Here is a 26,335-nt window from a genome sequence, read left to right on the forward strand (position 1 = left end):
CGGCGATCTCCCCCGGGTTCCCGGCGCGAGGGTATCACCTTTTGCGCCGCTGGCGAGGGCTAACCGGTCGGCAGGGGCCGGTCGGGCGCAGCGAGCCAGAACTGGGTTGCCGCTCCCTCGGTGCCGTAATCGCTGTCGTTCGACAGCAACAGCCGGCCATCGTCCAGCACCAGCAAACCCTCAAGGTCGCCGCAGATCTCGGCATGATCGTCGGTCGAGAAGATTCGCTGCTTGGCCAGAATCGTAAGGCCCTGCGCCTGGCAACCGGTCTGGCCGAGTTGTTCGAGCGTCGGGCGATGGTCGGGGTCGAGAAAATGCGACGGTAGCGCGGCATCGGGGGCGACGCGGTAGAAATGGGTCGACAGGGTCAGCCGTTCGAGCACCAGCAGGCTGCCATCGGGCAAGACAGTCATCTCGCTGATCTTGACGTCGGCCTGCTGGACCGCCCCGGCAAGTCGGTCGCGCGCGAACGCTTCGGCCGGGTCGAGGGGATAGGCGTATTGTGCCAGCAGGGTCAGGCTGTGCGGGTCCAGCGCCCAGATCCGTACCAGGTCGCCCGCGACATGCGCCGCGCGATCGGGATGGGCCAAGGGGCTCTGGAAGGCGAGATACAGAATGCCGGCCTTGCGATCGAGGGCGAGTGCTTCGAACCCGCGGTTCAGCCTGCGCCTGGCCGCTATGGCGGGAAGCTCGGCGCTGACCGGCACGGCCGATCCGTCGAACCGGCCTTCGCTTCCGCGCGGCACGATCCTGCGGTGGACCACGCCGGCTTCGTCGACCAGGAGCAGCGATGGTCCGAACTCCTCGGCCACCCAGAAGCGGCCGTCCGGCCCCGGTGCGATGCCTTCGCAATCGGCACCGTCGACGCAGGCGCCCAGGGGGGCGGCGTCCAGCGAGAACACCGGTTCGGTTTCCGCGCCGGGCCATTCGGGCGCCGGCAATCCTGTCAGCGGGGTGCCGTCGGCTGCGCGAAGCGGCGCAACCGCTTCAAGGACCACACGGTCGGCCTCCAGCCGGAAGCGCGCCAGCGCGGGGCCGATACCGGGCGCAACCATGATCTTCGCCCCGTCGAGCGCGGCGAGCGGTGCGAGCTGCGGCAGGCCATAGTGCCTTGCAGCGACGCGCGGCGACACGTTCGGTCCGCGGTCTCCCACGCCCCAGAACACGGCGGGTGGATCGTCCGCGCGGCGGGTCAGTCCCGACGTCAGGCTGCGGTGCAGCCGCAGATCGCCCGACGGCACCGCTGGCGTCGCGACGGGTACGTCGCTCCAGCCGAGCCGCCGGATCAACCGCGCCTTACTCCCACTCGATCGTGCCCGGCGGCTTCGAGGTGTAGTCGTAGACCACGCGGTTGATGCCCTTGACCTCGTTGATGATGCGGGTCGCGCAGCGGCTGAGGAAGGCGGCGTCGAAGGGATAGATGTCGGCCGTCATGCCGTCGGTGCTGGTCACCGCGCGCAGCGCGCAGACGCTGTCGTAGGTGCGCCCGTCGCCCATCACGCCCACCGTCTTGACCGGGAGCAGCACGGCAAAGGCCTGCCAGATCGCGTCGTAGAGCCCGGCGTTGCGGATTTCCTCGAGGTAGATCGCGTCGGCCTTCCTCAGGATGTCGCAGCGTTCGCGGGTCACTTCGCCGGGGATGCGGATGGCAAGGCCGGGACCGGGAAACGGGTGGCGGCCGACGAAGACATCGGGCAGGCCCAGCTCGCGGCCCAGTTCGCGCACCTCGTCCTTGAACAGTTCGCGCAAGGGCTCGACGAGGCTCATGTTCATGCGTTCGGGCAGGCCGCCGACATTGTGGTGGCTCTTGATCGTGACCGACGGCCCGCCGGTGAACGACACGCTTTCGATCACGTCGGGATAAAGCGTGCCCTGGGCCAGGAACTCGGCCCCGCCGATCTGCTTGGCCTCGGCTTCGAACACGTCGATGAAGGTCTTGCCGATGAACTTGCGCTTGGCCTCGGGATCGGTGACTCCGGCAAGGCCGCCCAGGAACAGCGCCGAAACGTCCTTGTGGACCAGCGGGATGTTGTAGTGGTTGCGGAACAGGCTGACGACCTGTTCGGCCTCGCCCAGCCGCATCAGGCCATGATCGACGAACACGCAGGTCAGTTGCTCGCCGATCGCTTCGTGGATCAACACGGCGGCAACCGCGCTGTCGACCCCGCCCGACAGGCCGCAGATCACCTTGCCGCTGCCGACCTGTGCGCGGATTTCCTCGATCTTGGTCTTGCGGAATTCGGCCATGGTCCAGTCGCCGGGCAGGCCGCAGACGTGGCGCACGAAGTTCTTGTAGAGCTTCGCCCCGTCGGGCGTGTGGACCACCTCGGGATGGAACTGCATCGCGTAGATGCGCTTCTCGTCGTTGGCGATCACCGCATAGGGCGCGCCCGCGCTCGACGCGACCGGTCGGAAGCCGGGGGCCAGCGCAGTCACCTTGTCGCCGTGGCTCATCCACACCTGGTGGGTCTCGCCGCTTTTCCACAGCCCGTCGAACAGCACGCAGCCGTCAGCCACATCGATGAAGGCGCGGCCGAACTCCCCGCTGTCGCCGGGCTGCACCTCGCCGCCCAGCTGGTGCATCAGCGCCTGCTGGCCATAGCAGATCGCCATGATCGGCAGTCCGCTGTCGAGGATTTCGTCCGGGATGCGCGGCCCATCTTCGTCAAGTACCGAAGCCGGGCCGCCCGACAGGATGATGCCCTTGGGCTGCATCCGCTCGAAGGCGGCGGCGGCGTGGCTGAACGGGGCGATTTCCGAATAGACCCCCGCTTCGCGCACGCGGCGGGCGATCAGCTGGGTCACCTGGCTGCCGAAATCGACAATGAGGATGGAGTCGGAAGGGTGGATGGTCATGGCTGGCCGATAAGGAGCGTGCCCCGCCTTGTCCAGCCGTGCCGAAGCGCGACGCGTGCTTGCATTTACTGCAACACGGACCGCCTATTTTGCACTTGCGAAATAAATGCTGCGTTGCACAATGAGGCGGTCATCAACGGTTGAGGATGCGAATTCGAACAGGCACCGGTTTTCAAAGGGGAAATACCATGCGTGTACTGCTTATCGGACTTGCCGCCTCGCTTCTCGCCGCCACGCCGTCGCTGGCCGGCAGCTATCCCATCAAGGTCCGCATCGCGCACGGCGATCTCGACCTGACCACAGCGCAAGGGGCGGAGGCGTTCAACGACCGCGCCCGCGTCGCGATCACCGCGGCCTGCGAAGCGCCGTCGCTGTCGAAGGCGCAATCGACCATGGAAACGCGCCGTTGCATCGATGGCGCCATGACCCGCGCACTGGCGGCGATGGAAAAGAAGCGCCTGCAGCGCGTCGCGCTGAACGCGAACTAGGGCTCTCCAAAGCGCCCGTCCCCATCACCGGGGGCGGGCGCGTCCTTGCACGCCCGGCGCCGCGTGCCCTATAGCTGCTGAAGGCCCGTCCCAGGCGGGCCTTTTTCGTGATTGGGGAACTCCTTATGCCGCACCGGGCCTCGATCGGCGTCGTCTTTGCCATCGTGCTGATCGACATGCTGGGCTTCGGCATCGTCATGCCGGTCCTGCCGCGGCTGATCATGGACCTGGGGCAGATGCCGATCGACAGCGCCGCGGTCTTCGCCGGGTGGCTGGGCGCGGGTTATGCGATGATGCAGTTCGTCTTCGCGCCGATCATCGGCAACCTGTCGGACCGCTTCGGCCGGCGCCCGGTGCTGCTGGCCAGCGTCGCGGCCATGGCGATCGACTATGCGCTGCTGGGCTTTTCGCAGGCGCTGTGGTGGCTGGTGGTCGGCCGCGTCGTAGCCGGGATCACCGGGGCAAGCTGGTCGGCCGCCTATGCCTATATCGCCGATGTCACCCCGCCCGAAAAGCGCGCTGCCAGTTTCGGCCTGATGGGCATGGCCTTCGGCCTGGGCTTCATTCTCGGGCCGGCGGCGGGCGGCCTGTTGGGCGCGATCGACCTGCGCTTGCCGTTCTTCGCCGCCGCAGGCCTTGCCCTTGCCAACGTGCTGTTCGGGCTGGCGGTGCTGCGCGAAAGCCTGCCGGCGGACAAGCGCCGCCCCTTCGACTGGGGCCGGGCCAACGCCTTTGCCGCGTTGAAGGTGCTCAAGGGGCAGAGCGGGCGGGTGTTGTGGTTTGTCGCCGCGCTGGGCGTCTGGCAGCTGGCCCACACGGTCTATCCGGTGATCTGGTCCTATTTCACCATCGCCGCCTATGGCTTCGACGAGGCGCAGATCGGGCTTTCGCTGGCCGTGGTGGGGATCGTCTCGGCGCTGGTCCAGGGCGTGGGGCTGCGCTTCGCCTTGCCGCACCTAGGCGAACGCGGCGCAGTGATCACGGGCGTTGCGGGTTTCGTGATCGCCGCGGTGATGTACGTCTTTGCCGGCAGCACGGCGGCGATATATGCGGCGATCGCGGTCGGCGGGCTGCAGGGCTTCATCGCCCCGTCGATCCAGGCGCTCAACAGCGGGGCGGTCGATGCCGCCAGCCAGGGCGAACTGCAGGGCGCGACGCAAAGCATCAGCTCGATCGCGCAGATCGTCGGCCCGCCGCTCTACACCGGGATCTTCGCACAGTTTAGCGGGCCGCAGGCGGTGGCGCGGCTGCCGGCCATGCCGCTCCTGGTCGCGGGCGGCTTTGCGCTGGTTGCGCTGGCGCTGTTCCTGCGCGGCGCGCGCAGCCTCAGCGGGCCTTTGCCGGCACCATCTCCCTGAGGTCGGTCTTGAGCAGCTTGCCGATGTGGCTGCGCGGCATCTCGTCGATGGCGTAGAGTTCGGCGACCCGCTGGGTCTTGCCGAGATGGCTGTTCGCGGCGTTGCGGATCGCCTCGAGCGCGCTGTCGTCGACCCCGGGCTTGAGCACGACGAAGCCGACCGGGGTTTCGCCCCACTTGTCGGACGGCACGCCGACCACGGCGGCTTCGACCACCCGCTCGTCCCGGGCCAGCTCGCCCTCGAGGTCGACCGGGAAGATGTTGAACCCGCCCGAGATGATCACGTCCTTGGTCCGCCCGACCAGCGTGACGAAGCCATCGGCATCGACGATTCCGACATCGCCCATGCGCTGCCACACCGACCCGTCGGCCGGATCGATCCAGTAGCCCTCGCGGGTCTTCTCGGGCTGGTTCTTGTAGCCTAGCATCATCGTCGGGCTTTTGCCGACGAGTTCGCCCGGCTGGCCCGGCGCGACTTCGTTCAGGTTCTCGTCGAGTACCTTGAGGTCGTGGCCCGGCACGGGGCGGCCCACGGTGTGCAGCTTGTCGGGAAACTCGTGCGCGATCAGCACGCAGGATACCCCGCCTTCGGTCATGCCGTAGTATTCGACCAGCCCGCCCGGCATCCGCCGCAACACTTCGGCCTTGAGATCGGCCGGGAACGGGGCCGAAGTGCAGAACTTCATCGACAGCGACGACAGGTCGTACTTGTCGAATTCGGGATATTCCATCAGCCGGCGGTACTGGACCGGCACCAGCATGGTGTGGGTGATCTTCTCCGCCTCAGTGCGTTCGAGCCATTTCTGCGTATCGAACTTGCCCATGATCGCCACACTGCCGCCCGAATAGATCGAGGGCAGGAACACGACCATCGTGGTGTTCGAATAGAGCGGGGTCGAGGTCAGCGCCCTGCTGTCCGCGCCATAGCCCAGCGCGACGCGGCCGGACATCTGCCGCCAGCGCATCTGGTGGCTGTGGACGATGCCCTTGGGAATGCCGGTGGTGCCCGAGGAATAGATGATGTTGAAGGGATCGTCCTCGGCCGGATCGAACGGTTCGGCCCGGGTCCCGGCCGGCGCCATGAAACTGGCGAGGTCGCTCAGCAGGATCTGATTGGGGACGGGCAGGCGCAGATCGCCCAGCTCGTCCAGCTTCGCCTGGTCGATGAACAGGTGGATCGCGCCCGAATCCCTGGCCATGCCCTCAAGCTGCTGCGGACTGGCGCTGGTGGTCAGCGGCGCGGCGCAGCCGCCGGCGCGGATCGCGGCGAGAAAGACCAGCGCATAGGCGACGTTCGACGTGCCAAGGATCGCCACGGACTGCCCGCGTTCGAGCCCGTCGGCCTGCAGCCGCGCGGCGATCCGCTCGATCCGGTCGGCGGCGTCGCGCCACGACAGCCGGGTGGTGCCGTCGTCCAGCGCCGTCGCATCGCCGCGCACCTCGCCCCACAGCGCGATGAGCGCGGGCAGCGAGCCGAAGTCGGCATCGAGCAGGGCGGTGGGATCGGTGGTCATTGGGGCATCCTCTCGAGAATCGCTTTGGTGCGACGATGGCGGAGGGGCGAAGCCGATGTCCAGAGCCGCGCCGCAGAATTTTAACCGCACGCTTAATGCTGCAGTTGCGAAAAGCGCAACAGTATTGCCGCTATTTGCACTTTTATAATGTCTACTTAATTAATAGATACACCGCCGCGGGCACCAACCCGCCAAAGCAAACGGAGAAAACACCATGCGCAGCATCGTTTCGTCCATGCTGCCGATCATCGCCGCGGTTTCGCTCAGCGGCCTGATGTTCACCGCCACGCTCGTCTGAGCCTGGCGGATGGGGGCAACACCCCCAGGCAGCTTTCCAAAACAGAACGGTCGTCACACCGGGTCCGGCGTGACGACCGTTTTGCGTTTCGGGCTGGTGATGCGTTCAGGCGGGATGGCCTGGCCGCACCCGGCGGACACCATCAGCGCGCGGCGAGCGTCGTCACCAGATCGTAGAGGTAATCGCGCCCGTCCATCAGCGATTTGACCGCGATGCGTTCGTTGAGGCCATGGGTGCCGTTGCCGTCGGGATCGACCCACAGGCCGGGCGTGCCATAGGTCGGGATACCGACCGCGGCGAGATAGACCCCGTCCGTCGCGCCGGTCAGCATCTTGGGCAGGACCGGCACGCCGGGGAAATGCTTGGCCGCCAGCTTTTCCATCGTCCCGGTGATCGCCGGAGTCATCGGCGGCACCTTGGCGATCGGCTTGCCGCGCACCTTCTGTTCGATCGCCACCGCCGGATTGGCGATCGCCGCGGCCAGCAGGGCCTGGGTCTCGTCGGGGGTGCGGCCGGGGAACATGCGGCAGTTGATGTTGGCGGTGACCTTCTGCGGCAAGGCGTTCTGCGCATGGCCGCCGTCGATCAGCGTGGCAACGCAGGTCGTGCGCAGCATCGAATGGAACATCTTGTCGGTGTTGACCACCGCCTCGGCGGCCGTGTCGGCGGGGTTCGCGGCGAGCGCGGCCATCGCCTTGCCCATGGCATCGCTGCGGAAGGCGCCCGACCGGGCGAAGAAGGTGCGGGTCGAATCGTTGAATTCCAGCGGGAATTCGTAGTCCCGCACCTTGGCAACGGCATCGGCCATCGCGTAGATCGCGTTGTCGCGCACCGGCTGCGAGCTGTGGCCGCCGGGATTGGTCGTGGTCAGGGTGAAGTCCTGATAGGCCTTTTCGCCGACCTGGATCGACTGGGCGATGAGCTTGCCCTTGCCGTCGGACAGGCCGCCACCCCCTTCGTTCAGCGCGAACTCGGCATCGATCAGGTCGCGCTTGTTCCGGGCTAGCCAGTCCGCCCCGTTGAAGGCGCCGCTGGTTTCCTCGCCGCAGGTGAGGGCAAGCTTGATCGTGCGCTTGGGTTTGGCGCCCGCCTTGGCCATGCGCACCAGGGTGTCGGTGAAGATCGCGGCCTGCGCCTTGTCGTCGTAGGTGCCCCGGCCATAGAAATAGCCGTTTTCCTCGATCAGGGTGAAGGGATCGCGGGTCCAGTCGCTGCGCTTGGCCTCGACCACGTCGATATGGGCGAGGAGCAGGATCGGTTTCAGCGTCTTGCTCGTCCCCGGATAGACCGCAACGAGGCTGCCATCCCTGGGCGCCTCGGGCGCGACCAGCAGGTGGAGCTGGTCGTCCTTCATCCCGGCCGCCTTCAACCGCGCGGCCATGCGCTCGGCGGCCAGGGTGCAGCTTCCTTCGGACAGCGCCGTGTTTGTTTCGACCAGTTCCTTGTAAAGGCCGCGGAACTCGGCCTGGTCGGGCCGCAGCGGGGCGGTCTGCGCCTGGGCAGAGGGGCTGGCCGCGATAAGAGCGGCGGTTGCCGCGACAAGACTGTTCTTCATGCTTCGATGCGTCCCTTTTCGGTCATGGCGATGTCAGCCCGCATAGGCCTTGATCAGGTCGTAGAGAAAGTCGCGGCCGGTCAGGAGCGAGCGGACCTCGATCCGCTCGTTGAGGCCGTGGACGCCGTTGCCGTCCGGATCGCCCCACATCCCCGGCACCCCGTAGGTCGGGATGCCGACCGCGCCCAGGAAGGTCGCGTCGGTGTAGCCGTTGGCCATTTGCGGCACCAGCGGCACGCCCGGCCAATACTTCGCCACCAGCTTGCGGGCCGGCTCCATCACCTTGGGGTCGAGCGCGGGCGGCGGAGGCGAGGGGCGCTTGGGCGGGAGAACGGTGATCGCAACGCCAGGATCGGCGATGACCCGGCCCAGTTCCGCGGCAATCGCTTCGATCGAATGGCCGGGAAAGATCCGGCAGTTGACGTTGGCCTGCGCTCGCTGGGCGAGCGCGTTGCGCGCGTGGCCGGCCTCCAGCATCGTGGCAACGCAAGTGGTGCGCAGGTTCGAATGGAGGAACGCTTCGGCGTTGACCGTCTTTTCCGCGTCCCTGTCGGCCGGGTTCGCGGCCAGCGCGACCATCGCCTTGCCCACGGCGTCGCCGCGCGCCGCTCCGGCCGCGCGGAAGTAGGTGCGCGTCGTCTCGCTGAACTCGAGCGGGAACTCGTAGGCTTCCACCCGCGCCAGCGCGCGGGCCAGCTGGTAGATCGCGTTGTCGGGCCGGGGGACCGAGCTGTGCCCGCCGGGATTGCGGGTTTCGAGCTGGTAGTTGGCAAAGGTCTTCTCGCCGACCTGCATGGCCTGCTCGACCACCTTGCCGCCATCGACCACGCCCTTGCCGTCGGTCCCGCCGCCGCCGCCCTCGTTTATCGCGAACTCGGCGTCGATCAGGTCGCGCTGGTTGGCGGCCAGCCATTCGACCCCATTGAAGGCGCCGTTGGTCTCCTCGCCGCAGGTCAGCGCGATCTTGACCGTGCGCTTCGGCTTGTAGCCCGCCTGCTGGAAGCGGATCAGCGTATCGACATAGACCGCGGCCAGCCCCTTGGTGTCGAGCGTGCCGCGGCCGTAAAAGTAGCCGCCTTCCTCGATCAGGGTGAAGGGATCGCGCTCCCAGTCGGCGCGCCTCGCTTCGACCACGTCGATGTGGGCAATGGCCAGGATCGGCTTCAGCGTCTTCGACGTGCCGGGATAGACCGCGACCAGGCCGCCTTCCCTGGGCTTGTCCGCTGTCGCGAACAGCGTGATCTGGCTTTCAGGGAGACCGCCGGCCCGAAGGCGTGCGGCCGTGCGTTCGGCTGCCAAGGTGCAGCTGCCCGATGACAGCGTGGTGTTGGTTTCGACCAGTTCTTTGAAGATCTCGCGGAACGCTGCCTGGTCGGGGCGGAGCGGCTGTGCGGCGGCGGGAGCGGAAAGGGCGGCACTGGCCAGCATTGCGGCAAGAACGGCGATACGGATCACGGCGGCCCCCCTCGATGGTCTCGCCGCCGGTTTGAGCAGGAAACGCGCCGTCTGAAAAGGGACGGCGCGTTCGTTTCTGCAACTTAGTCGAAGATCTCCTCCAGCCAGTGCTTGCGCCGCTTGTGGCCGTAGTGGCCGTGGCCGTAACTCTGCTGCGGATGGCCTTGCGGAGCATAGCCCTGCTGCGGGGGCGGCGGAGCGGCCTGCGGCGCGGCCGAGGGAGCCGGCGCATCCTTGGCCGAACGTTCGATGATCTTGTCGAGCTCGCCCCGGTCGAGCCACACGCCGCGGCATTCGGGGCAATAGTCGATCTCGATTCCCTGGCGCTCGCTCATGGTCAGGGTCGCTTGGCAGTTCGGGCATTTCATGGTGTGGTCTCTCCGGTTACCCCTCGCAACGACAATGGGGACGCAGGCTGCCGGCAACAAGCCCAAGGCTTGTGGAAAAGCGGCAGAACGGGGCGGCTTTCGCTTGGGAAAAGGGGGCTTCGTCCCTATATCGGCGCCATGTCCGATACACCTGAAAACCAGCCCAACCAGAACGCCTACGGTGCCGATTCGATCAAGGTCCTGAAGGGTCTCGACGCGGTGCGCAAACGCCCCGGCATGTACATCGGCGATACCGACGACGGGTCGGGCCTGCACCACATGGTTTTCGAAGTGTCGGACAACGCGATCGACGAGGCGCTCGCCGGACATTGCGACCTGGTGCTGATCGAGCTCAATCCCGACGGCTCTGTCTCGGTCGAGGACAACGGCCGCGGCATCCCGGTCGATCTCCACGCCGAGGAAGGCGTTTCGGCGGCAGAGGTCATCATGACCCAGCTCCACGCCGGCGGGAAGTTCGAAAACACCAGCGACGACAACGCCTACAAGGTGTCGGGCGGCCTGCACGGCGTCGGCGTATCGGTGGTCAACGCGCTGTCGGAATGGCTCGAGCTGACCGTCTGGCGCGACGGCAAGGAGCACTGGATGCGCTTCGAGAACGGCGATGCGGTCGCCCCGCTCGAAGTGCGCGGCCCCGCCGGTCGGGAGCGCAACGGCACCCGGGTGACCTTCATGGCCAGCACCGAGACCTTCAAGAACGTGATCGAGTACGATTTCGACAAGCTCGAACACCGCTACCGCGAACTGGCGTTCCTCAATTCGGGCGTGCGCATCCTGCTGCGCGACAAGCGCCACGAGGACGTGAAGGAGCACGACCTGTTCTACCAGGGCGGCATCGCGGCCTTCGTGAAGTATCTCGATCGCAACAAGACCGCGCTGCTCCCCGATCCGATCGCGATCAGCAGCGAGCGCGACGGCATCGGCATCGACGTGGCGCTGGAATGGAACGATTCCTACTACGAAAACGTCCTGTGCTTCACCAACAACATCCCGCAGCGCGACGGCGGCACGCACCTGGCCGCGTTCCGCGCGGCGCTGACCCGCACGCTCAACGGTTACGCGGAAAAGTCGGGCCTGCTGAAGAAGGAAAAGGTCAACCTCACCGGTGAGGACATGCGCGAAGGGCTGACCGCGATCGTCTCGGTCAAGCTGCCCGATCCCAAGTTCTCCTCGCAGACCAAGGACAAGCTGGTGTCCTCCGAAGTGCGCCAGCCCTTGGAAAGCCTGATGGCCGACAAGATGAGCGACTGGCTGGAGGAAAATCCTGCCTACGCCAAGGCCGTGGTCGGCAAGATCATCGATGCCGCCGCCGCGCGTGAAGCCGCGCGCCGCGCCCGCGAACTGACCCGGCGCAAGGGTGCGATGGACATCGCCAGCCTGCCCGGCAAGCTGGCCGATTGCCAGGAACGCGATCCGTCGAAGTGCGAACTGTTCCTGGTCGAAGGCGATTCGGCCGGCGGGTCGGCCAAGCAGGGCCGCGACCGCAGCATCCAGGCGATCCTGCCGCTGAAGGGCAAGATCCTCAACGTCGAGCGGGCGCGGTTCGACCGGATCATCTCGTCCAAGGAAGTCGGCACGCTGATCCAGGCGATGGGCACCGGCATCCGCGACGAGTTCAACCTCGACAAGCTGCGCTACCACAAGATCGTCATCATGACCGACGCCGACGTCGATGGCGCGCACATCCGCACTCTGCTCCTGACCTTCTTCCACCGGCAGATGCCCGACATCATCCGCGCCGGGCACCTCTTCATCGCCCAGCCGCCGCTCTACAAGGTCGCCAAGGGGCGGAGCGAGGTTTACCTCAAGGACGCGCGCGAACTCGACGAATACCTCGTCGATGCAGGAATCCAGGGGCGCATGCTCGAAACCAGTGGCGGGGCGCGTTCGGGCCAGGAACTGAAGGCGCTGGTCGAACACGCGATCCGCCTGCGCAACCTGATGGGCTTCGTGCCCAAGCGGTACGACCCGGCGGTGATCGAGGCACTGGCGCTTGCCGGCGTGTTCGAACCCGACATTTCCGACGCGAACCGTGCGGCTGCGCTCGCGGAAGCGGCCGAATGGCTCGGGCGCGGCGACCGCGAAGCGAAGTGGAGCGGCGAACTGCGCGGCGACGGATCGCTGCTGGTCCAGCGGCTGTGGCGCGGGGTGACCGACGCCTATCCGGTCGACGCCGCGTTCCTGACCGGGGCCGAGGCGCGCAAGCTGGCCCGGCTCGCCGGCGAACAGGCCGAAGTCTATCGCGGCACGGCACGCCTGGTGCGCGGCGGGGCCGAGCCCGAAGCCGAGGTCGAGGTTGCCGCCGAGGATGGCGAGGACGCCGAAACCGCTCCGGCGCGGGCGGTAGTCGCCGACGGCGCGATCACCCGCCCCTCGCAGCTGCTCGACAACGTGCTCGCCGCCGGGCGAAAGGGCCTGTCGATCGCGCGCTACAAGGGCCTTGGCGAAATGAACGCCGAACAGCTCTGGGAAACGACGCTCGATCCCGACAACCGCGTGCTGCTGCAGGTCAAGGTCGAGGATGCCGACGTGACCGACGAGATCTTCACCCGCCTGATGGGCGACGTGGTCGAACCGCGGCGCGATTTCATCCAGGAGAACGCGCTCAACGTGGCCAATCTCGACGTGTGATGCACGCCGTGTTCTTGCTTTGTTGTGAACCCGGCGAAAATTGTCCATAGTTCCCAGCGAGATTGGGGATTCGCCGGGGATGTTGAGCTTTCTGGAAGGCGGGGGGAACTGTGCCGAGCTGATCCGCGGTGCCGACTGGGTCGGTCACCCGCTCGGCCCGCCCGAGACATGGAGCGCGGTGCTCAAGACCACGACGTCGACCATGCTCGCGTCGCATTTTCCGCAATGTTTGCTGTGGGGCCCGGACGGGCTCATGCTCTATAACGATGCCTATGCGCCGCTGATGGGCGACAAGCCCTGCGCGGTAGGGCGGCCCGTGGGCGAGGTGTGGAGCGACGTGTGGGGCGAAATCGGCCCGATCTTCGACCGCGCCATGGCGGGCGAATCGACCTTCTTCAAGGACATGGAGCTGCACACCGAACGCCACGGCTTCGCTGAACAGGCCTGGTTCACCTTTTCCTACACCCCGGTGCGCGACGAGTTCGGCAAGGTCCTGGGCGTGCTCAACACGGTGATCGAGACCACCGATACGATCCTCGCCAAGCAGCGGATCGAACTGCTCAACGGCGAACTGGCGCACCGCATGAAGAACACCTTCAGCGTTGTTAACGCGATCAGCATGCAGACGTTCGGATCGAAAAGCGGATCCGATTCGCCGCAGCGCCGCTTTGCCGATCGACTCGCCGCGCTGGCGGCGGCGCAGGACCTGCTGCTGCATGGCAGCTTTGGCCGCGTGCCCCTGCGCGAAGCTGTTTCGGGCACCCTTTCGCCCCACCTGCCGCACAAGGACGCACTGGTTCTCGACGGGCCGCCGCTGGTGCTGGTCGGCAAGCAGGTGTTCGGCCTGGTTCTGGCGCTCCACGAACTGGCGACCAACGCGGTCAAGTACGGCGCATTCGCCCGCGAAGGGGGCACCGTCACGATTTCGTGGCAGGGCGGACGGCCGCGATCCGACGATCCGTTCGAACTGACCTGGCGGGAAAGCGGCGTAGGCGCGGTCGCCGCGCCTGAGCGGGCCGGGTTCGGCACACGGCTGGTCACCCGCGCGCTGCCGATGGAATTCGGCGGCACCGCCGAAATCGCCTATGGCGAGGACGGCATCGTCTTTACCCTGCGGTCGACGATGAAGACGATCGAGGGCTGAGAGCGCCGCTCAGCCTGCCGGGATGAACCGCGCCACGATGTCGCGCGCCAGGCGCGTTGGCCGCAGCGTGGCGGCATCGATGCAGCACCAGCTCGACTTGACCTCGGCCAGGACGTCCTCGCCGCGGCGGATCACCGTTTCGTAAAAGGCGCGCGCACCCTGGAACCGTTCGAGCAGGACCGTAGCGATCACTTCATCGTCGAGGAAGGTCGGCCGCAGGTAGGTGATCTCGTGCTTGAGGGCGACCCACATGTGCTGCGCCACGGCTTCGGCCGGGGCCAGGCTGCGCCAGTGGTCGATCACCGCGTCCTGCACCCAGCGCAGGTAGCTGGCGTTGTTGACGTGGCCCATGAAGTCGATGTCGCCGGGATCGACCGCAATGGCGAAGGTATGGGGGCTGGCCTTATTCACCCCGATGTCAATAACACGGCGGCAGGACGCCTGCAAAGGCCAAACCGGGCTGTTCGGCGCGCGCCGGCGCAGCCGCGGACCGCCTTGTCAGGCGTTCTGCACCGATCGCAGTTCGGCCAGCCCGGCCGATCCGCGGTCGCGGGCGCTGAGCCCATCGAAGATCGCATCGACGATTCGCGCCAGCTTGACCGTGGTCAGCCGCGGCATGACCATCTCCATCGCACCGATGTTGACGTAGACGCTGACCATCTGGTTCACGAGGCTCAGCGTCTCGTCGATGCTCAGACCCTCGAAATAGCCTTCGGCCATAGCCTCGCCGATGATCAGCGACAGGTAGTGGTCGCCAAGGTCGACATAGGATCGGACCTGCTCGAAATTGTCGCGGCCCAGTTCGACATAGACCGCGAAGGCCAGCGGATCGCGCTCCCATTCCTCTTTCATCATGGTGAAGCGGCGGGCGAAGAATTCGAACATCTTGCGCCGTGCGGTCAGGTCGCTGGCGATGACCTCTTCCATGATCGCGACCTTGGGGCGGAACCAGTATTCGGCGATCGCCTCGACCAGCGCGTCGCGGCTGTCGAAGTAGCGGTAGAGGTTGGCCGGCGACATCGAAGCCGCCGCGGCCAGTTCGGTCATGGTGATCGCGCTGTTGCCGCGCTCCTCGATGAGGGCGATCGCCTGTTCCACCAGACGCTCTCGTCCCGCGTCGATATCGCTCTGCGGCCTTGGCATTGCAGTGATCTCCCCAAGGCTTTTGCCTTTCTCCCTTTATAATCTTCGGCGTCGAATTTTCAAGAAACCGACGTGTTCGGATAATATGCAAGCCTTGTATCCACCGCTCCGCGCGCTAGGACAGACGCGGTCGCAAACCTCTGGTGCCCTGATGATTCTCCTTCGCCGACTGCCGCTTTTCGCCCTGCCGTTTCTGGCCGCCTGCGCCGCCCAGCCCGGGGTCGAAAGCGCCGCCAACGCGCCGCGCACGGTCACCGTAGGGATCGCAGCGATCAACGATTTCCACGGCAACCTCGAACCGCCGCGCCAGTCGGTGCTGACCCCCGACGGCAAGGGCGGGCTGCGCCAGATTCCGGCCGGCGGCGCAGCCTACCTCGCCAGCGCGCTCGATGCGGTGCGCGGCCAATATGCCAACCGCCTGACTGTCGCCGCGGGCGACCTGATCGGCGGAACCCCGATCACCTCGGCGCTGTTCGTCGACGAACCGGCGATTGGTGCGCTCAGCCGCGCCGGGCTCGATTTCGCGGCTGTCGGCAACCATGAATTCGACGTCGGGATCGAGGAACTGCGCCGCAAGCAGACCGGCGGGTGCAGCAAGTACACCAAGCGCGAACCCTGCCAGGTCGAAAAATTCGACGGCGCGCGCTTCGGCTATCTGGCGGCCAACGTCTTCCTGCCCGATGGCAAGACCCTGTTCCCCGCCACCGCGCTGCGCCAGTTCGGCAAGGGGCGCGACCGGGTGACGGTCGGCCTGATCGGCATGACGCTGGAGGATACCGGCGCGCTGATCCCGCCCGACGTCGCCGCCAAGGTGCGCTTTGCCGACGAGGCCGACACCGCCAACGCGCTGGTCGACGGGCTGAAGCGGCAGGGCGCCGACGCCGTGGTCCTGCTGATCCACGAAGGCGGGCGCACGACGGGAAATCCCGATCCCAACGGCTGCGAAGGGCTCAACTCGGCAATCCGGCCGATCCTCGACCGGCTCGACCCGCGCATCGACGTGGTGGTTTCGGGCCACACGCACTGGTCCTATGTCTGCGACTACGCGAAGTACAACGCGGCAAAGCCCTTCCTCTTGACCAGCGCCGGGGTCTGGGGCGGCCTCGTGACCGACATCACGCTCGACATCGATCCCAGGGCCGGCCGCGTCGTCGCCAAGAAGGCGAAGAACGTCATCGTCCAGTCCGAAGCCTATGTCTCGCCGCAAAAGCCGATACCGGTCGATCCGGCGCTGCCGGCCTTCGCACCGCGTGCCGACGTCAAGGCCTACGTCGATCGCTATGTCGAGGCGGCGCGCGCCTTTTCGCAGCGCAAGGTCGGCTGGTTGGCCGCACCGCTCGCGAAGTCGGACGGCGAGACCCAGAACACCGGCGGCCCGCTGGGCAAGTTGATCGCCGATGCGCAGCTTGCCGCGACGCGCGCGGCCGGGGCGCAGATCAGCTTCATGAACCCGTTCGGGGTGCGCCGCTCGCTGACCCCGGCCGCCGATGGCAGCGTGACTTTCGGCGACATCTACGCGGTTCAGCCGTTCAACAACGACCTTTACACCCTGACCTATACAGGGGCGGAATTGAAGGCGATTCTCGAACAGGGGTTCGACGCTAGCGGTCCGGAACAGATCCTGACCCCGTCCGCAGGCTTCGTCTTCGAATACGACCGCGCGCGTCCCTTGGGGGACCGGATCGTGGCGATGAGCCTTGACGGGAAGCTGATAGACCCCGCGTCCAGCTATCGCGTGACGGTCAGCAGTTTCCTCGCCAATGGCGGGGATACGTTCACCGGCTTTGCCAAGGGCCGCGACAAGACGCGCGGGGCGGTCGATATCGATGCGCTGGAAGCCTGGCTTGCCGCCAGGCCGCCGCGCGCGGGCCCGACCGATGCGCGCGAGATCGACCGTAACCCTGCGCTCAACACGGTGCGATCGACGACGCCGCCGGGGGTGCGCTACCGCTAGGCCGCTCCGGCCCAGGAAGGAATGTTCAGCGCGCCTTGGCCCAGATCTGGTCGGCCGTAAGCCCGGTCAGCGGGGCGTCCTTGTCGGCCAGCTTGTAAAGCGCGCCGTCGGCTACGGCGAAGACCGACTTGTCGGCGGTCAGCAGGATGCGCTTACCGTCCGAGTACCAGGCCCACTTGCCCTTGGTCTCTTTGCCCGCCGCGTCGGTCAGTACTGCGCTGTCATCGGCGCCAAGGACAAGGATATTGCCGTTGCTGGCGTAGCTGCCCGGCACGGTGACGGTGGCGCGGGGATCGGTTGGCAGCGCCGGCATGGATACGCCATCGGCAGCAGCGGTCGTCGTATCGCTTGCGGCCGGTTCGGGCGCGTTGCCCTTGCAACCGGCAAGCAGAGCCAGGGCGGCAAGCGGAATCAGGATCGATCGCATGGCAGGTCCTCTCGTTGCGATGGTCGCAGGATAAAACGCGCCAGTGTCAGCCCTGTTTCGGCGGCCACGGAAAAAAGCCCGAGGTCCGCTTTACGTAGTCGGCATAGCCTGGCCGGGTCCTGGCAAGGCCGCGCTCCAGCAGCGGCTTGCCCGACCAGCGGGTCAGGGTGAAGGTCAGGAACAGGGGGCCGGGCAGGCTCGCCAGTGCGACGAGCGGGCCGGCTTCCGCAGCAACCAGCCAGATGCCCCACCACGCACAGCAATCGCCGAAATAGTTGGGGTGGCGGGTATAGCGCCACAGCCCGGTGTCGAGCACCTGGCCCTTGCGCGCCGGATCGGCGCGGTGGGCCTTGAGTTGGGCATCGCCCAGTGATTCGAAAATCACGCCAATCAGCCACAGCGCGAACCCGGCATAGCCGAGCGGGCCCAGCGGCATCGGCGCGGCCAATATGCCGAGCTGCGCGGGCAGGCAGACCAGGAACAGCAGCAGGGCCTGCGGGGCAAAGACCATGCCTAGCGCCGCGCTGGCAAAGCGTCCGGCATCCCGCGCCTTGCCCAGCATTCGGGCATAGCGCGGATCCTCGCCCTGGCGGCGCCAGCGGGCCAGGAGGTGCAGGCCGAGCCGCAGGCCCCAGATCGCGGTCATGGCGAGGAGCAAAGTTGCACGGGTGCCGGGTTCGGCCCGCTGCAGCCAGCTCGCCCCCGCCATGGCGACCATGCCGAGCGCCCAGACCGCGTCGATGAACGAGACATCGCCGATCCGCACCGCCACGGCCCAGAGGCCAAGCATCAGCACCGCCAGCACGGCCAGGTTGACCAGCAGCGTCTCAACCATCGCCGCGCTCCAACCCGATCAGGCCGGCCTGGCGGTATAGCGCGGCCAGCTTGGGGTGATCGGGCATGACCGAGCGGTAGTAGGCGGCGATCCGGCCGAGATCGGCGTCGAAATCGCCGGTGGTCGCGATCGCCGGCCCGACCCCGCCGGTCATCGCGGCGTTATCGACCCAGGCCGGGACGATCGGCACGCCCGCGCCGTGGGCGATGTGATAGAAGCCCGAGCGCCAAGCATTGACCGCGCCGCGCGTCCCTTCGGGCGCAATGACCAGGGCCAGGTGGTCCCGCCGTGCGAACTCGGCGACGACCTGATCGACGTAGTTGGCCCGCTTCGAACGGTCGACCGGCACCCCGCCCATGTCGTGCATGAACCGGGTCATCGGCCAGGCGAACAGGCTGAGCTTGCCCATGAAGTTCGGGCGTATGCCAAGCTGGTTTGTCGCGCCGAGGAAGAAGACGAAGTCCCAATTCGACGTATGCGGCGCGCCCAGGATCACGCAGCGGCGGGGCACCGGCGCGGTCTCGACCAGGGTCCAGCCCTTCCAGCGGTACAGCGCCAGCAGCAGCGCCTTGACCAGCCGCGACAGCGGCGCCTCACGCCGGGTGATGGTGTGATCGGGCAAGCATTCTCTCCTGCCCATGGGCTTAGCAGGCCCGCGCGGCAAAGCCAGTGTCCCTTGGGGTTCAGAGCGGCGGGGTCAGGCCGGGGTCTGGCCGTCGCGGTCGCGCAGATCGTTGTGGATGGTCGTGGCGGCAACCGCTGCATGGCCCATGGCGACGCTGATCTGGTCGAGCGCGGCAACGACATCTCCCGCCGCATAGAGCCCGGACAACCCCATGCGCTGATGGCTGTCGGTAAGGACGCAGCGGTCCCCGTCGAGCCGGAAGCCGAGCTGGGCGATCAGCTCGACGTTCGGATCGGAACCCAAGGCGGGGTAGATCGTGTCGACCTCGATCGCAGAGCCGTCGGCGAAATGCAGCCGCACGGCATCGGCATCGAAGGCATAGCGGACCACCGGGCGCGGATCCCAGCCGACCCCGGCGCGGGCCAGGTCGTCGCGGTCCTTCTCGTGCAGTTCGCACTCCTCGCGGGTGTGAAGCGAGACCATCGGCGAATAGTGTCGCAGGAACAGCGCCTCGGCCACGCCGTGGCTTTCCGCGCCGACCACCGCGATGCGCTGGCCACTGGCCTCGAAGGCGTCGCAGACCGGGCAGTAGCGCAGCTGGCCGGCGTTCAGGGCGGCGTCGTGGACATCCTTGGGGATGTCGGGATAGCGGTTGTCGACCCCGGTCGCGAACAGCACGCTGCGAGCGACGATCGTGTCCGAACCCGCCGACAGGCACCAGTCTTCGCCGGCGCGGGCGATCCCGGTGACGTTGCCCTGCCGGATATCGGCGCCGTACTTGAGCGCCTGTTCGGCCATCAGGCGCAGCAGTTCGGTGCCGGGGATGCCATCGGGATAGCCAGCGTGGTTGTGGCTGCGCGGAATCATCGCTGCCCGGCTGCCGCCGCGATCGAACAGCACCGCCCGGCGGCGGAAGCGCGAGAGATAGATCGCCGCGGTCAGCCCTGCCGGGCCGCCGCCGACGATCACGCAATCGACGGGCGGATCGGTGTGGTTCATGGCCGGTGAACGCACGGAGGCATGCAAGGCTCCACGCGGAGGTGTCGCTAGTGCGAAAAGCCCGCCCCGTCGGGCCAGTCCGGTCCGGCCAGACCCATCACCTTGAACAGCGTGCCCATCTGCTCGTCGCCGACCAGCCGGTCCATGGCGCCGAGGATGGCATCCGCCTGGTGGGGAGCGGCGGAGGCGAGAGCCTGCGCCCGCGTCTCGATCCCGAGGTCGCGCAGCCAGCGGCCCTGCGGCACCGTGCCCATGACCTTGCAGCCCCGCGAACTGGCGATCTGCATGGCCGTGGCAAAATCGACATGGGCGGTCAGGTCCGCCTCGCCCGGGTCGCTGAAGGGATCGACCTTCTGGTGCCGGCGCACCGCCTGCAGCGTCGATCCGTCGCGCAGCCGGTCGTGGCCATAGTCGATGAACAGCGCCGCGCCGCCCTGCGCGACGAGCCGCCCCGCGGCCTCGTAGAGTATGGCCGCCGCGCCGGGGCAGGTCTCGATGATCGTGCCTTCCTCGGCCTCGCGCCGCGCTTCTGGAACGGCGGCGTCCATCGGCTGCGTGCCGGCGACACAGGCGAAGCGGTCGCCCTCGGCGACGACCATGCGTTCGCGCCAGCCGGCCCCGGTCCTGACCAGTTGCCGCACCGGCAGCGCGTCGAGGAACTCGTTGGCGACGATCAGCAGCGGGCCGGTCAGCGGTACGCTCGACAGGTCGGCGTGCCACTGGGCTTCGGGCACTGCGGCGAGCTGCAGGTCCTTCAAAGCGGTCGAGGCTTCGACCAGATGGACCACGGGTTCAAGGCCCATGCGCTTCATCGTGCGCAGCGCATCCCGAGCCAGCGTGCCGCGGCCGGGGCCCAGCTCGACGTAATGGACGGGTTGGGGCCGACCGGCGCGCGTCCAGATGTCGGTCAGCCACAGCCCTATCAGTTCGCCGAACATCTGGCTGATCTCGGGCGCGGTGACGAAATCGCCGCCACTGCCCAACGGATCGCGCGCGTCGTAATAGCGGGCGTTTGCCTCACCCATGTAGTGCATCAGACTGATCGGGCCGGTGTTTGCGATCAGCCGGCGAAACACCTTAGCCAGCGGGACGGACGGCGATTCGTCGCCGATCATGCCGGGTCGGTGGCGACCGGAACGGCAGGGGCGGCGCCCAGCGCGGGCCGCATCAGCGCGCGGACGACGAAGAACAGCCCGACCGCCATCAGCGGCAGGGTCAGCCACTGGCCCATCGACAGCCCGGTTTGCTGCGCGAAGGTCTGCAGCTGGGCGTCGGGCTCGCGGAAGAATTCCACGACGAACCGGCCGAGCGCGATGCCGAAGGCGAAGGTGCCGACCAGCAGACCCGGCCGCCAACGTGCCTTTGTTTTCCAGAACAGCACCAGCATCACGACCAGCAACAGCAGGCCTTCGAGCAGCGCTTCGTAAAGCTGGCTGGGATGACGGGGCAGCGGACCGGCGCCGGGAAAGACGATCGCCCAAGGCACGTCGGGCCCGGCGACGCGGCCCCACAGCTCGCCGTTGACGAAGTTGGCCAGGCGCCCGAACAGCATCCCGAGCGGCACCGGCACGGCGACATAGTCGGCTACGCGCAGGAAGCTCAGGCCGTTCTTCCAGCAGACCCAGGCGATCGCGACCAGCACGCCGACGAGGCCGCCGTGGAAGCTCATCCCGCCGGTCCACAGCTTGACCAGTTCGGACGGATGCGCCCAGAGGCTGGGCAGCCCGGTATCGCCGCCGGTGTAGAACGTCGCATAGCCCAGCCGTCCGCCCAGGATCACGCCGAGTGTGCAATAGAAGAACAGGTCGTCGGCATGGCGCTGGGCCAGCGGCGCGCCGGGCGCCTTGATCATCTTGAGGACGACCACGTAGGCGCCGATGATCCCGGCCAGATAGGCCAGGCTGTACCAGCGCAGCTGGAACAGGCCGAGCGGCGTTTCGAAGGCGAACAGGTAGCTGCGCAGCCCCAGGTCCTCGAAATGGATGGGCGCCTGTGCCGCTGCGGCGGCAAGCGATAGTGACAGCAAGTGGTTAACCCCTTAAGCAAATCTTGACCGCAAATGCGAAGGGGCCGGTCACACCGCCCCCTGTATCGATCGCGCTTGTGGCACATCAGGTGCCGGAAACAAACCGGTCGCTGGCGCGAGAAGGGCGCGCCGGCGGATTTACGGGAAAAGGAAGCCGCATGGCTAGCGAACTGGATACTGCCCTCACCGATATCATCGGCCGACTGACCGCGCCCGGAGCGCCGCTGGAGACCGTTCCCTTCGAACGGTTTGGCCGCGCCCTGCCGATGTTCAAGCATGCGCCGCCCACGCTGGTGCACTATTTCGCGCATTACTGTGCCGAGCAGGGCGACAAGGAATTCCTCGTCGAAGGCGACATGCGGATGACCTTTGCCCAGGTTCACGCCGCCGCGCGCACGATCGCCGGCGGGCTGGTGGCCGGACATGGTGTCAAGCGCGGCGACCGGATCGGCATTGCCGCGCGCAATTCGATCAACTGGATCGTGGCCTATCTCGGCACGCTGATGGCGGGCGGCTGCGCCACGCTCCTCAACGGGTGGTGGAGCGGCGAGGAACTGGCCGAGGGCGTGCGCCTTGCCGGATGCAGTCTGGTCCTTGCCGACGAGCAGCGCGCCGCGCGCTTGGCCGGGCAAACCTATCCGGGCCAGCTCGTCGTGTTCGGGCACGACGCCGACTGGCGCGCCGGCCTTGCTCCGCTGCTGGCCAGGGGCGGGGACGAGGCTACCGAGCTGCCCGACCTGACCGGCGACGATCTGGCCACGATCCTCTTCACTTCGGGATCCACCGGGCAGTCCAAGGGTGCCTATTCCGATCACCGCGGCGTCGTGCAGGGGACGATGAACTATGCCGCGCAGTCGCTGATGGTGCTGACCTACCTGACCGCCAGGGGCGAGGCGCCGGCCGAGGGTTCGCAGCCCTGTAGCCTCGTCAACGTGCCGCTGTTCCACGTCACCGGCGAAGTGCCGCTGTTCCTGCAGAGCTTCGCCATCGGTCGCAAGCTGGTGCTCATGCCCAAGTGGAGCGCGGAAGAGGCGATGCGCCTGATCGAGAAGGAAAAGGTCACCTATTTCGTCGGCGTGCCCCTGATGAGCTTCGAGATCGCCACCCATCCGGACCGCGACAAGTACGACCTGTCGTCCTGCGTGTCCTTTGCCGCCGGCGGCGCGCCGCGCCCGGTCGATCACGTCACCCGTATCCGCGAGGCGCTGCCCCACGCCTTCCCGTTGCTGGGCTATGGCCTGACCGAAACGAACGGCGTCGGCTGCGGCAACTTCAACGAGAACTACCTGGCCAAGCCCGGCTCGACCGGGACTGCCTCGAAACCGCTCGTCGAACTCGGGATCCTCGACGATGCGGGCCGCGAACTGCCGGCGGGCGAAGTGGGAGAGGTATCGATCCGCACGGTCTGCAACTTCCTCGGCTACTGGAACAACACCGAGGCGACCCAGGCCGCGATCATGCCCGACGGCTGGTTTCGCTCGGGCGATCTCGGCTACCTCGACGCCGACGGCTACCTGTTCATCGTCGACCGCAAGAAGGACATCATCATCCGCGGCGGCGAGAACATCAGCTGCATCGAGGTGGAGCAGGCGATCTACGCCCACCCCAAGGTCGCCGAGGCGAGCGTCTTCGGCATGCCCTGCGAACGGATGGGCGAACAGCCCACCGGGGTTTACCTCGTCAAGGAAGGCGAGGAGCTGTGCGAGGATGAATTGCGCGCCTTCCTGCTGGCCCGGATCGCCCCGTTCAAGGTTCCGGTCCGGCTGTGGCAGGAACACGAGACCCTGCCCCGGCTTGGCACCGAAAAGGTTGACAAGCGGACCCTCAAGGCCCGTTACCTGACCGTGTGGGAAAACGAACAGACGAACCCGGCCTGAAGGCTCCGCGCATCCCGAACCAGCGTGCTATCGTCGATCGGCGCGCGCTCGCCGAAGGCGTCGCCGCCGCGGTGGCGGCCGCCGGTGCCGCAAAGGCGCGCCCGCAGATCGTCGAGTTGCTGCGCGGCGCGCTGGCGGCCGGGCGGGACGAGATCGCCCGGCGCCTGGCCCAGAAACCCTCCGCCGGGCACGACTGCGCCGAGGCCCAGTCCTTCCTCACCGACCAGTTGATCCGCCTGATCCACGATCACGTCACCCACGACGTCTACCCGGCCAACAACCGCTCGACCGGAGAGCGGCTGACCATCATGGCGGTCGGCGGCTATGGACGCGGCGAAATGGCGCCGCATTCGGACGTCGACATCGCCTTCGTCACGCCCGGCAAGCAGACCGCCTGGTGCGAACAGGTGATCGAGGCGATCCTCTATTTCCTGTGGGACCTGGGGCTCAAGGTCGGCCAGTCCAGCCGCAGCCTCGACGACATGGTGCGCATGGGGCGCAGCGACCTGACAATCCGCACCGCCATGCTCGAGGGGCGTTACGTGTGGGGCGACCAGGCACTGTTCGACCAGGCCATGGCCCGATTCTGGGCCGAAGTCGTCGTCGGGACCGAGCGGCAATACGTCACCGAAAAGCTGGGCGAACGCAACGACCGGCACGTCAAGCTGGGCGACAGCCGCTATGTCGTCGAACCCAATGTCAAGGAGGGCAAGGGCGGGCTGCGCGACCTTCACACGCTCTACTGGATCGGCAAGTACATCCATCACGTTCGCGACGTGTCCGAACTCGTCGATGTAGGCCTGCTGACCCCGGCCGAATACCGATCGTTCCGCCGCGCCGAGAACTTCTTCTGGGCAGTGCGCTGCCACCTTCACACCATCACCAAACGGGCCGAGGACAGGCTGACCTTCGATCTCCAGCGCGAGGTGGCGGCGCGGATGCAGTTCGCGGACCGCCCGGGCAAGAGCGCGGTCGAACGCTTCATGCAGTATTTCTTCCTGCAGGCGAAGCGCGTCGGACACCTGACCGGGCTGTTCCTCGCCCAGCTCGACGACCAGTTCGCCAGGCGCCAGCCGCGCGGGCTGCTGGCGGGGTTCCGCGCCCGCAAGCGCGTGCTCAAGGGCTATGTCCTGTTCGGCGGGCGGATCAACGTGCCGTCCGACACCTGGTTCGCCGAAGATCCCGCGCGGCTGATCGAAATCTTCGTGCTGGCCGACCAGAACGGCCTGGAACTTCATCCCGACGCCATGCGCCTTGCAGTGCGCGATGCGCGGCGCGTCGATACCGTCCGCACCGAGCCTCGCGCCAATGCGTTGTTCCTCGAATTGCTGACCAGCCGCCACGATCCCGAAAACGCGCTGCGCTGGCTGAACGAAGCCGGGGTCTTCGGCCGCTTCGTGCCCGATTTCGGTCGGGTCAACGCCCAGATGCAGTTCGACATGTACCACCATTACACGGTCGATGAGCACACCATCCGCGCCATCGGGTTGATGGCCCGGATCGAGAAAGGCGAACTCAAGCAGGACCACCCGCTCGCCACCGCGATCATCCACAAGGTGATCAACCGGCGCGTGCTCTACGTGTCGATCCTGCTTCACGACATCGCCAAGGGCCGGCGCGGCGATCACAGCGAACTGGGCGCCGAGGTCGCGCGCAAGCTCTGCCCGCGGCTGGGGCTGGACGAGAAGGAGACCGATCTCGTCGCCTGGCTGGTGCGATACCACCTGCTGCTCAGCGCCACCGCCTTCAAGCGCGACCTGGCCGACTGGAAGACGATCACCGACTTCGTCGCCGTGGTCCAGTCGATCGAGCGGCTCCGGCTGCTGTCGATGCTGACCATCGTCGATATCCGCGCCGTCGGCCCCGGGGTGTGGAACGGCTGGAAGCGCCAGCTGATCGCGGAGCTTTACGGGGCTGCGGAGGAACGCCTGCGCCTCGGCTACGTCCAGCATGGGCGCGAACAGCGCATCGCCGCCAAGAAACAGGCCGTACGCGAGCGTCTGGGCGGGGAAGCCGGCCTGGTCGAGCGGCTGGGCAAGCAGCTTGGCGACGCCTACTGGATCGCCGAACCCGATGATATCATCGCGATGAACCTCAAGCAGCTGCACGGCGCCAAGGGCCAGGCGCTCGATGTGCACACCGAATATTACGCCGCGCGCGGAGCGACGCTGGTCACGGTCATCGCCGCCGACCATCCGGGGCTGTTCTACCGCATCGCGGGCGGCATCCACCTGGCAGGCGGCAACATCATCGACGCGCGCATCCATACCGCCCGCAACGGCATGGCAGTCGACAACTTCCTGGTCCAGGACCCGCTCGGACGCCCCTTCTCCGAAGACAGCCAGCTCGCCCGGATCAAGACCATGATCGGCGATGCGCTGATGGGCCGGGTCAAGCTTGTGCCGCAGCTGGCGGCGCGTCCGCTGGCCCGGCCCCGCGCCGATGCTTTCGAGGTGCGGCCGAGCGTCGATTTCGACAACCAGGCGTCGAACCGCTTCACCGTGATCGAGGTAGGCGCCCGCGACCGTCCGGCGCTGCTCAACCGGTTGGCCCGCGCGCTGTTCGAAGCCCGGCTGATCGTCCATTCAGCGCATATCGCGACCTACGGCGAACGCGCTGCGGACACCTTTTACGTCACCGATATCCTCGGCGAGAAGATCGATGGCCCGCAGCGCTTCAAGGCAGTCGAGAAGCGCCTGCTCGAGGCGGCGAGCGAAGACACCGTCGAGGTGGCGGCCGCCTGACCGCGAAGGCGTGTTGCGGCG

Annotated in this window: 21 protein-coding genes; 7 read left to right on the forward strand and 14 right to left on the reverse strand. The window is 67.0% G+C overall.

Features of this window, described 5'->3' with window-relative positions; translation table 11 throughout:
- Positions 1 to 59 precede the first annotated feature (59 nt).
- Together B0I00_RS07150 and guaA are read right to left on the reverse strand one after the other, a co-directional pair.
- Positions 60 to 1,289 (reverse strand): esterase-like activity of phytase family protein, encoded by a 1,230-nt coding sequence (locus B0I00_RS07150; RefSeq protein ID WP_100866708.1) that lies wholly within the window; start codon positions 1,287 to 1,289, stop codon positions 60 to 62.
- A gap of 7 nt (positions 1,290 to 1,296) precedes the next feature.
- On the reverse strand, positions 1,297 to 2,856 hold the full coding sequence (gene guaA, locus B0I00_RS07155) for a glutamine-hydrolyzing GMP synthase (RefSeq protein WP_100866709.1): 1,560 nt from the start codon (positions 2,854 to 2,856) through the stop codon (positions 1,297 to 1,299).
- Between the two features lie 188 nt (positions 2,857 to 3,044).
- Between guaA and B0I00_RS07160 the strand changes: the two genes are divergently transcribed.
- Both B0I00_RS07160 and B0I00_RS07165 read left to right on the forward strand, forming a co-directional pair.
- Positions 3,045 to 3,344, forward strand: coding sequence for a UrcA family protein (locus tag B0I00_RS07160; protein ID WP_157812494.1), 300 nt, complete (start codon positions 3,045 to 3,047; stop codon positions 3,342 to 3,344).
- A 107-nt stretch (positions 3,345 to 3,451) separates the two neighbouring features.
- Positions 3,452 to 4,702 carry a TCR/Tet family MFS transporter gene (locus B0I00_RS07165; protein WP_157812495.1) on the forward strand — a complete coding sequence of 417 codons (1,251 nt, stop codon included), beginning with the start codon at positions 3,452 to 3,454 and terminating at the stop codon, positions 4,700 to 4,702.
- Here B0I00_RS07165 and B0I00_RS07170 read toward each other — a convergent pair.
- From B0I00_RS07170 to B0I00_RS07185, 4 genes are all read right to left on the reverse strand, one after another.
- Positions 4,671 to 6,215: a class I adenylate-forming enzyme family protein gene (locus tag B0I00_RS07170; protein ID WP_100866712.1), complete on the reverse strand. Its 1,545-nt coding sequence runs from the start codon at positions 6,213 to 6,215 to the stop codon at positions 4,671 to 4,673. The two genes, B0I00_RS07165 and B0I00_RS07170, sit on opposite strands and share 32 nt — an antisense overlap.
- 440 nt (positions 6,216 to 6,655) lie before the next feature.
- On the reverse strand, positions 6,656 to 8,068 hold the full coding sequence (locus B0I00_RS07175) for a M20/M25/M40 family metallo-hydrolase (protein WP_100866713.1): 1,413 nt from the start codon (positions 8,066 to 8,068) through the stop codon (positions 6,656 to 6,658).
- Between the two features lie 33 nt (positions 8,069 to 8,101).
- Positions 8,102 to 9,520 carry a M20/M25/M40 family metallo-hydrolase gene (locus tag B0I00_RS07180; RefSeq protein WP_408635230.1) on the reverse strand — a complete coding sequence of 473 codons (1,419 nt, stop codon included), beginning with the start codon at positions 9,518 to 9,520 and terminating at the stop codon, positions 8,102 to 8,104.
- Between the two features lie 86 nt (positions 9,521 to 9,606).
- Positions 9,607 to 9,858, reverse strand: coding sequence for a TFIIB-type zinc ribbon-containing protein (locus tag B0I00_RS07185; RefSeq protein WP_408635218.1), 252 nt, complete (start codon positions 9,856 to 9,858; stop codon positions 9,607 to 9,609).
- A 171-nt stretch (positions 9,859 to 10,029) separates the two neighbouring features.
- Here B0I00_RS07185 and gyrB point away from each other — a divergent pair, with 171 nt between their 5' ends.
- Positions 10,030 to 12,540, forward strand: a complete 2,511-nt coding sequence (gene gyrB, locus B0I00_RS07190) for a DNA topoisomerase (ATP-hydrolyzing) subunit B (protein ID WP_100866715.1) — start codon at positions 10,030 to 10,032, stop codon at positions 12,538 to 12,540.
- A gap of 79 nt (positions 12,541 to 12,619) precedes the next feature.
- Positions 12,620 to 13,684 (forward strand): sensor histidine kinase, encoded by a 1,065-nt coding sequence (locus B0I00_RS07195; RefSeq protein ID WP_100866716.1) that lies wholly within the window; start codon positions 12,620 to 12,622, stop codon positions 13,682 to 13,684.
- 9 nt (positions 13,685 to 13,693) lie between these two features.
- Here B0I00_RS07195 and B0I00_RS07200 read toward each other — a convergent pair whose 3' ends face one another.
- Positions 13,694 to 14,095 (reverse strand): acyl-CoA thioesterase, encoded by a 402-nt coding sequence (locus B0I00_RS07200; protein WP_100866717.1) that lies wholly within the window; start codon positions 14,093 to 14,095, stop codon positions 13,694 to 13,696.
- A gap of 87 nt (positions 14,096 to 14,182) precedes the next feature.
- Positions 14,183 to 14,827 carry a TetR/AcrR family transcriptional regulator gene (locus tag B0I00_RS07205; RefSeq protein ID WP_100866718.1) on the reverse strand — a complete coding sequence of 215 codons (645 nt, stop codon included), beginning with the start codon at positions 14,825 to 14,827 and terminating at the stop codon, positions 14,183 to 14,185.
- A 151-nt stretch (positions 14,828 to 14,978) separates the two neighbouring features.
- Here B0I00_RS07205 and B0I00_RS07210 point away from each other — a divergent pair, with 151 nt between their 5' ends.
- The gene (locus B0I00_RS07210) at positions 14,979 to 16,781 is read left to right on the forward strand and encodes a bifunctional metallophosphatase/5'-nucleotidase (protein ID WP_100866719.1); all 1,803 of its coding nucleotides are present in this window, start codon (positions 14,979 to 14,981) and stop codon (positions 16,779 to 16,781) included.
- 25 nt (positions 16,782 to 16,806) lie between these two features.
- Here the strand turns inward: B0I00_RS07210 and B0I00_RS07215 are convergent, their stop codons facing one another.
- The 6 genes from B0I00_RS07215 to lgt form a co-directional block, all read right to left on the reverse strand.
- Positions 16,807 to 17,208, reverse strand: coding sequence for a hypothetical protein (locus tag B0I00_RS07215; protein WP_100866720.1), 402 nt, complete (start codon positions 17,206 to 17,208; stop codon positions 16,807 to 16,809).
- A gap of 46 nt (positions 17,209 to 17,254) precedes the next feature.
- Positions 17,255 to 18,043, reverse strand: coding sequence for a DUF1295 domain-containing protein (locus B0I00_RS07220; protein WP_100866721.1), 789 nt, complete (start codon positions 18,041 to 18,043; stop codon positions 17,255 to 17,257).
- On the reverse strand, positions 18,036 to 18,665 hold the full coding sequence (locus B0I00_RS07225) for a lysophospholipid acyltransferase family protein (RefSeq protein ID WP_232730159.1): 630 nt from the start codon (positions 18,663 to 18,665) through the stop codon (positions 18,036 to 18,038). The genes B0I00_RS07220 and B0I00_RS07225 overlap by 8 nt, the downstream gene beginning before the upstream one ends.
- A 75-nt stretch (positions 18,666 to 18,740) precedes the next feature.
- On the reverse strand, positions 18,741 to 19,667 hold the full coding sequence (locus B0I00_RS07230; RefSeq protein ID WP_100866723.1) for an NAD(P)/FAD-dependent oxidoreductase: 927 nt from the start codon (positions 19,665 to 19,667) through the stop codon (positions 18,741 to 18,743).
- Between the two features lie 47 nt (positions 19,668 to 19,714).
- Complete coding sequence (locus B0I00_RS07235; RefSeq protein WP_100866724.1) at positions 19,715 to 20,782, reverse strand: class I SAM-dependent methyltransferase; 1,068 nt, start codon at positions 20,780 to 20,782, stop codon at positions 19,715 to 19,717.
- Complete coding sequence (lgt, locus tag B0I00_RS07240) at positions 20,779 to 21,693, reverse strand: prolipoprotein diacylglyceryl transferase (RefSeq protein WP_198519166.1); 915 nt, start codon at positions 21,691 to 21,693, stop codon at positions 20,779 to 20,781. Before lgt ends, B0I00_RS07235 begins: the two co-directional genes overlap by 4 nt.
- A gap of 158 nt (positions 21,694 to 21,851) precedes the next feature.
- Here lgt and B0I00_RS07245 point away from each other — a divergent pair, with 158 nt between their 5' ends.
- Both B0I00_RS07245 and B0I00_RS07250 read left to right on the forward strand, forming a co-directional pair.
- Positions 21,852 to 23,570, forward strand: a complete 1,719-nt coding sequence (locus B0I00_RS07245; RefSeq protein WP_100866725.1) for a class I adenylate-forming enzyme family protein — start codon at positions 21,852 to 21,854, stop codon at positions 23,568 to 23,570.
- Entirely contained in the window at positions 23,567 to 26,314 is a 2,748-nt protein-coding gene (locus B0I00_RS07250; RefSeq protein ID WP_100867141.1) for a [protein-PII] uridylyltransferase, read from the forward strand. Before B0I00_RS07245 ends, B0I00_RS07250 begins: the two co-directional genes overlap by 4 nt.
- Positions 26,315 to 26,335 lie beyond the last annotated feature (21 nt).

Source organism: Novosphingobium kunmingense, from assembly GCF_002813245.1.
GTDB classification, from domain to species: Bacteria; Pseudomonadota; Alphaproteobacteria; order Sphingomonadales; family Sphingomonadaceae; genus Novosphingobium; species Novosphingobium kunmingense.

Bases quoted from the DNA above. Each gene is read 5' to 3' on its own strand.
- guaA (WP_100866709.1), bottom strand. From the start codon at position 2,856: ATGACCATCCACCCTTCCGACTCCATCCTCATTGTCGATTTCGGCAGC.
- B0I00_RS07160 (WP_157812494.1), top strand. From the start codon at position 3,045: ATGCGTGTACTGCTTATCGGACTTGCCGCCTCGCTTCTCGCCGCCACG.
- B0I00_RS07170 (WP_100866712.1), bottom strand. From the start codon at position 6,215: ATGACCACCGATCCCACCGCCCTGCTCGATGCCGACTTCGGCTCGCTG.
- B0I00_RS07175 (WP_100866713.1), bottom strand. From the start codon at position 8,068: ATGAAGAACAGTCTTGTCGCGGCAACCGCCGCTCTTATCGCGGCCAGC.
- B0I00_RS07185 (WP_408635218.1), bottom strand. From the start codon at position 9,858: ATGAGCGAGCGCCAGGGAATCGAGATCGACTATTGCCCCGAATGCCGC.
- gyrB (WP_100866715.1), top strand. From the start codon at position 10,030: ATGTCCGATACACCTGAAAACCAGCCCAACCAGAACGCCTACGGTGCC.
- B0I00_RS07195 (WP_100866716.1), top strand. From the start codon at position 12,620: ATGTTGAGCTTTCTGGAAGGCGGGGGGAACTGTGCCGAGCTGATCCGC.
- B0I00_RS07205 (WP_100866718.1), bottom strand. From the start codon at position 14,827: ATGCCAAGGCCGCAGAGCGATATCGACGCGGGACGAGAGCGTCTGGTG.
- B0I00_RS07210 (WP_100866719.1), top strand. From the start codon at position 14,979: ATGATTCTCCTTCGCCGACTGCCGCTTTTCGCCCTGCCGTTTCTGGCC.
- B0I00_RS07215 (WP_100866720.1), bottom strand. From the start codon at position 17,208: ATGCGATCGATCCTGATTCCGCTTGCCGCCCTGGCTCTGCTTGCCGGT.
- B0I00_RS07220 (WP_100866721.1), bottom strand. From the start codon at position 18,043: ATGGTTGAGACGCTGCTGGTCAACCTGGCCGTGCTGGCGGTGCTGATG.
- B0I00_RS07230 (WP_100866723.1), bottom strand. From the start codon at position 19,667: ATGAACCACACCGATCCGCCCGTCGATTGCGTGATCGTCGGCGGCGGC.
- B0I00_RS07235 (WP_100866724.1), bottom strand. From the start codon at position 20,782: ATGATCGGCGACGAATCGCCGTCCGTCCCGCTGGCTAAGGTGTTTCGC.
- B0I00_RS07245 (WP_100866725.1), top strand. From the start codon at position 21,852: ATGGCTAGCGAACTGGATACTGCCCTCACCGATATCATCGGCCGACTG.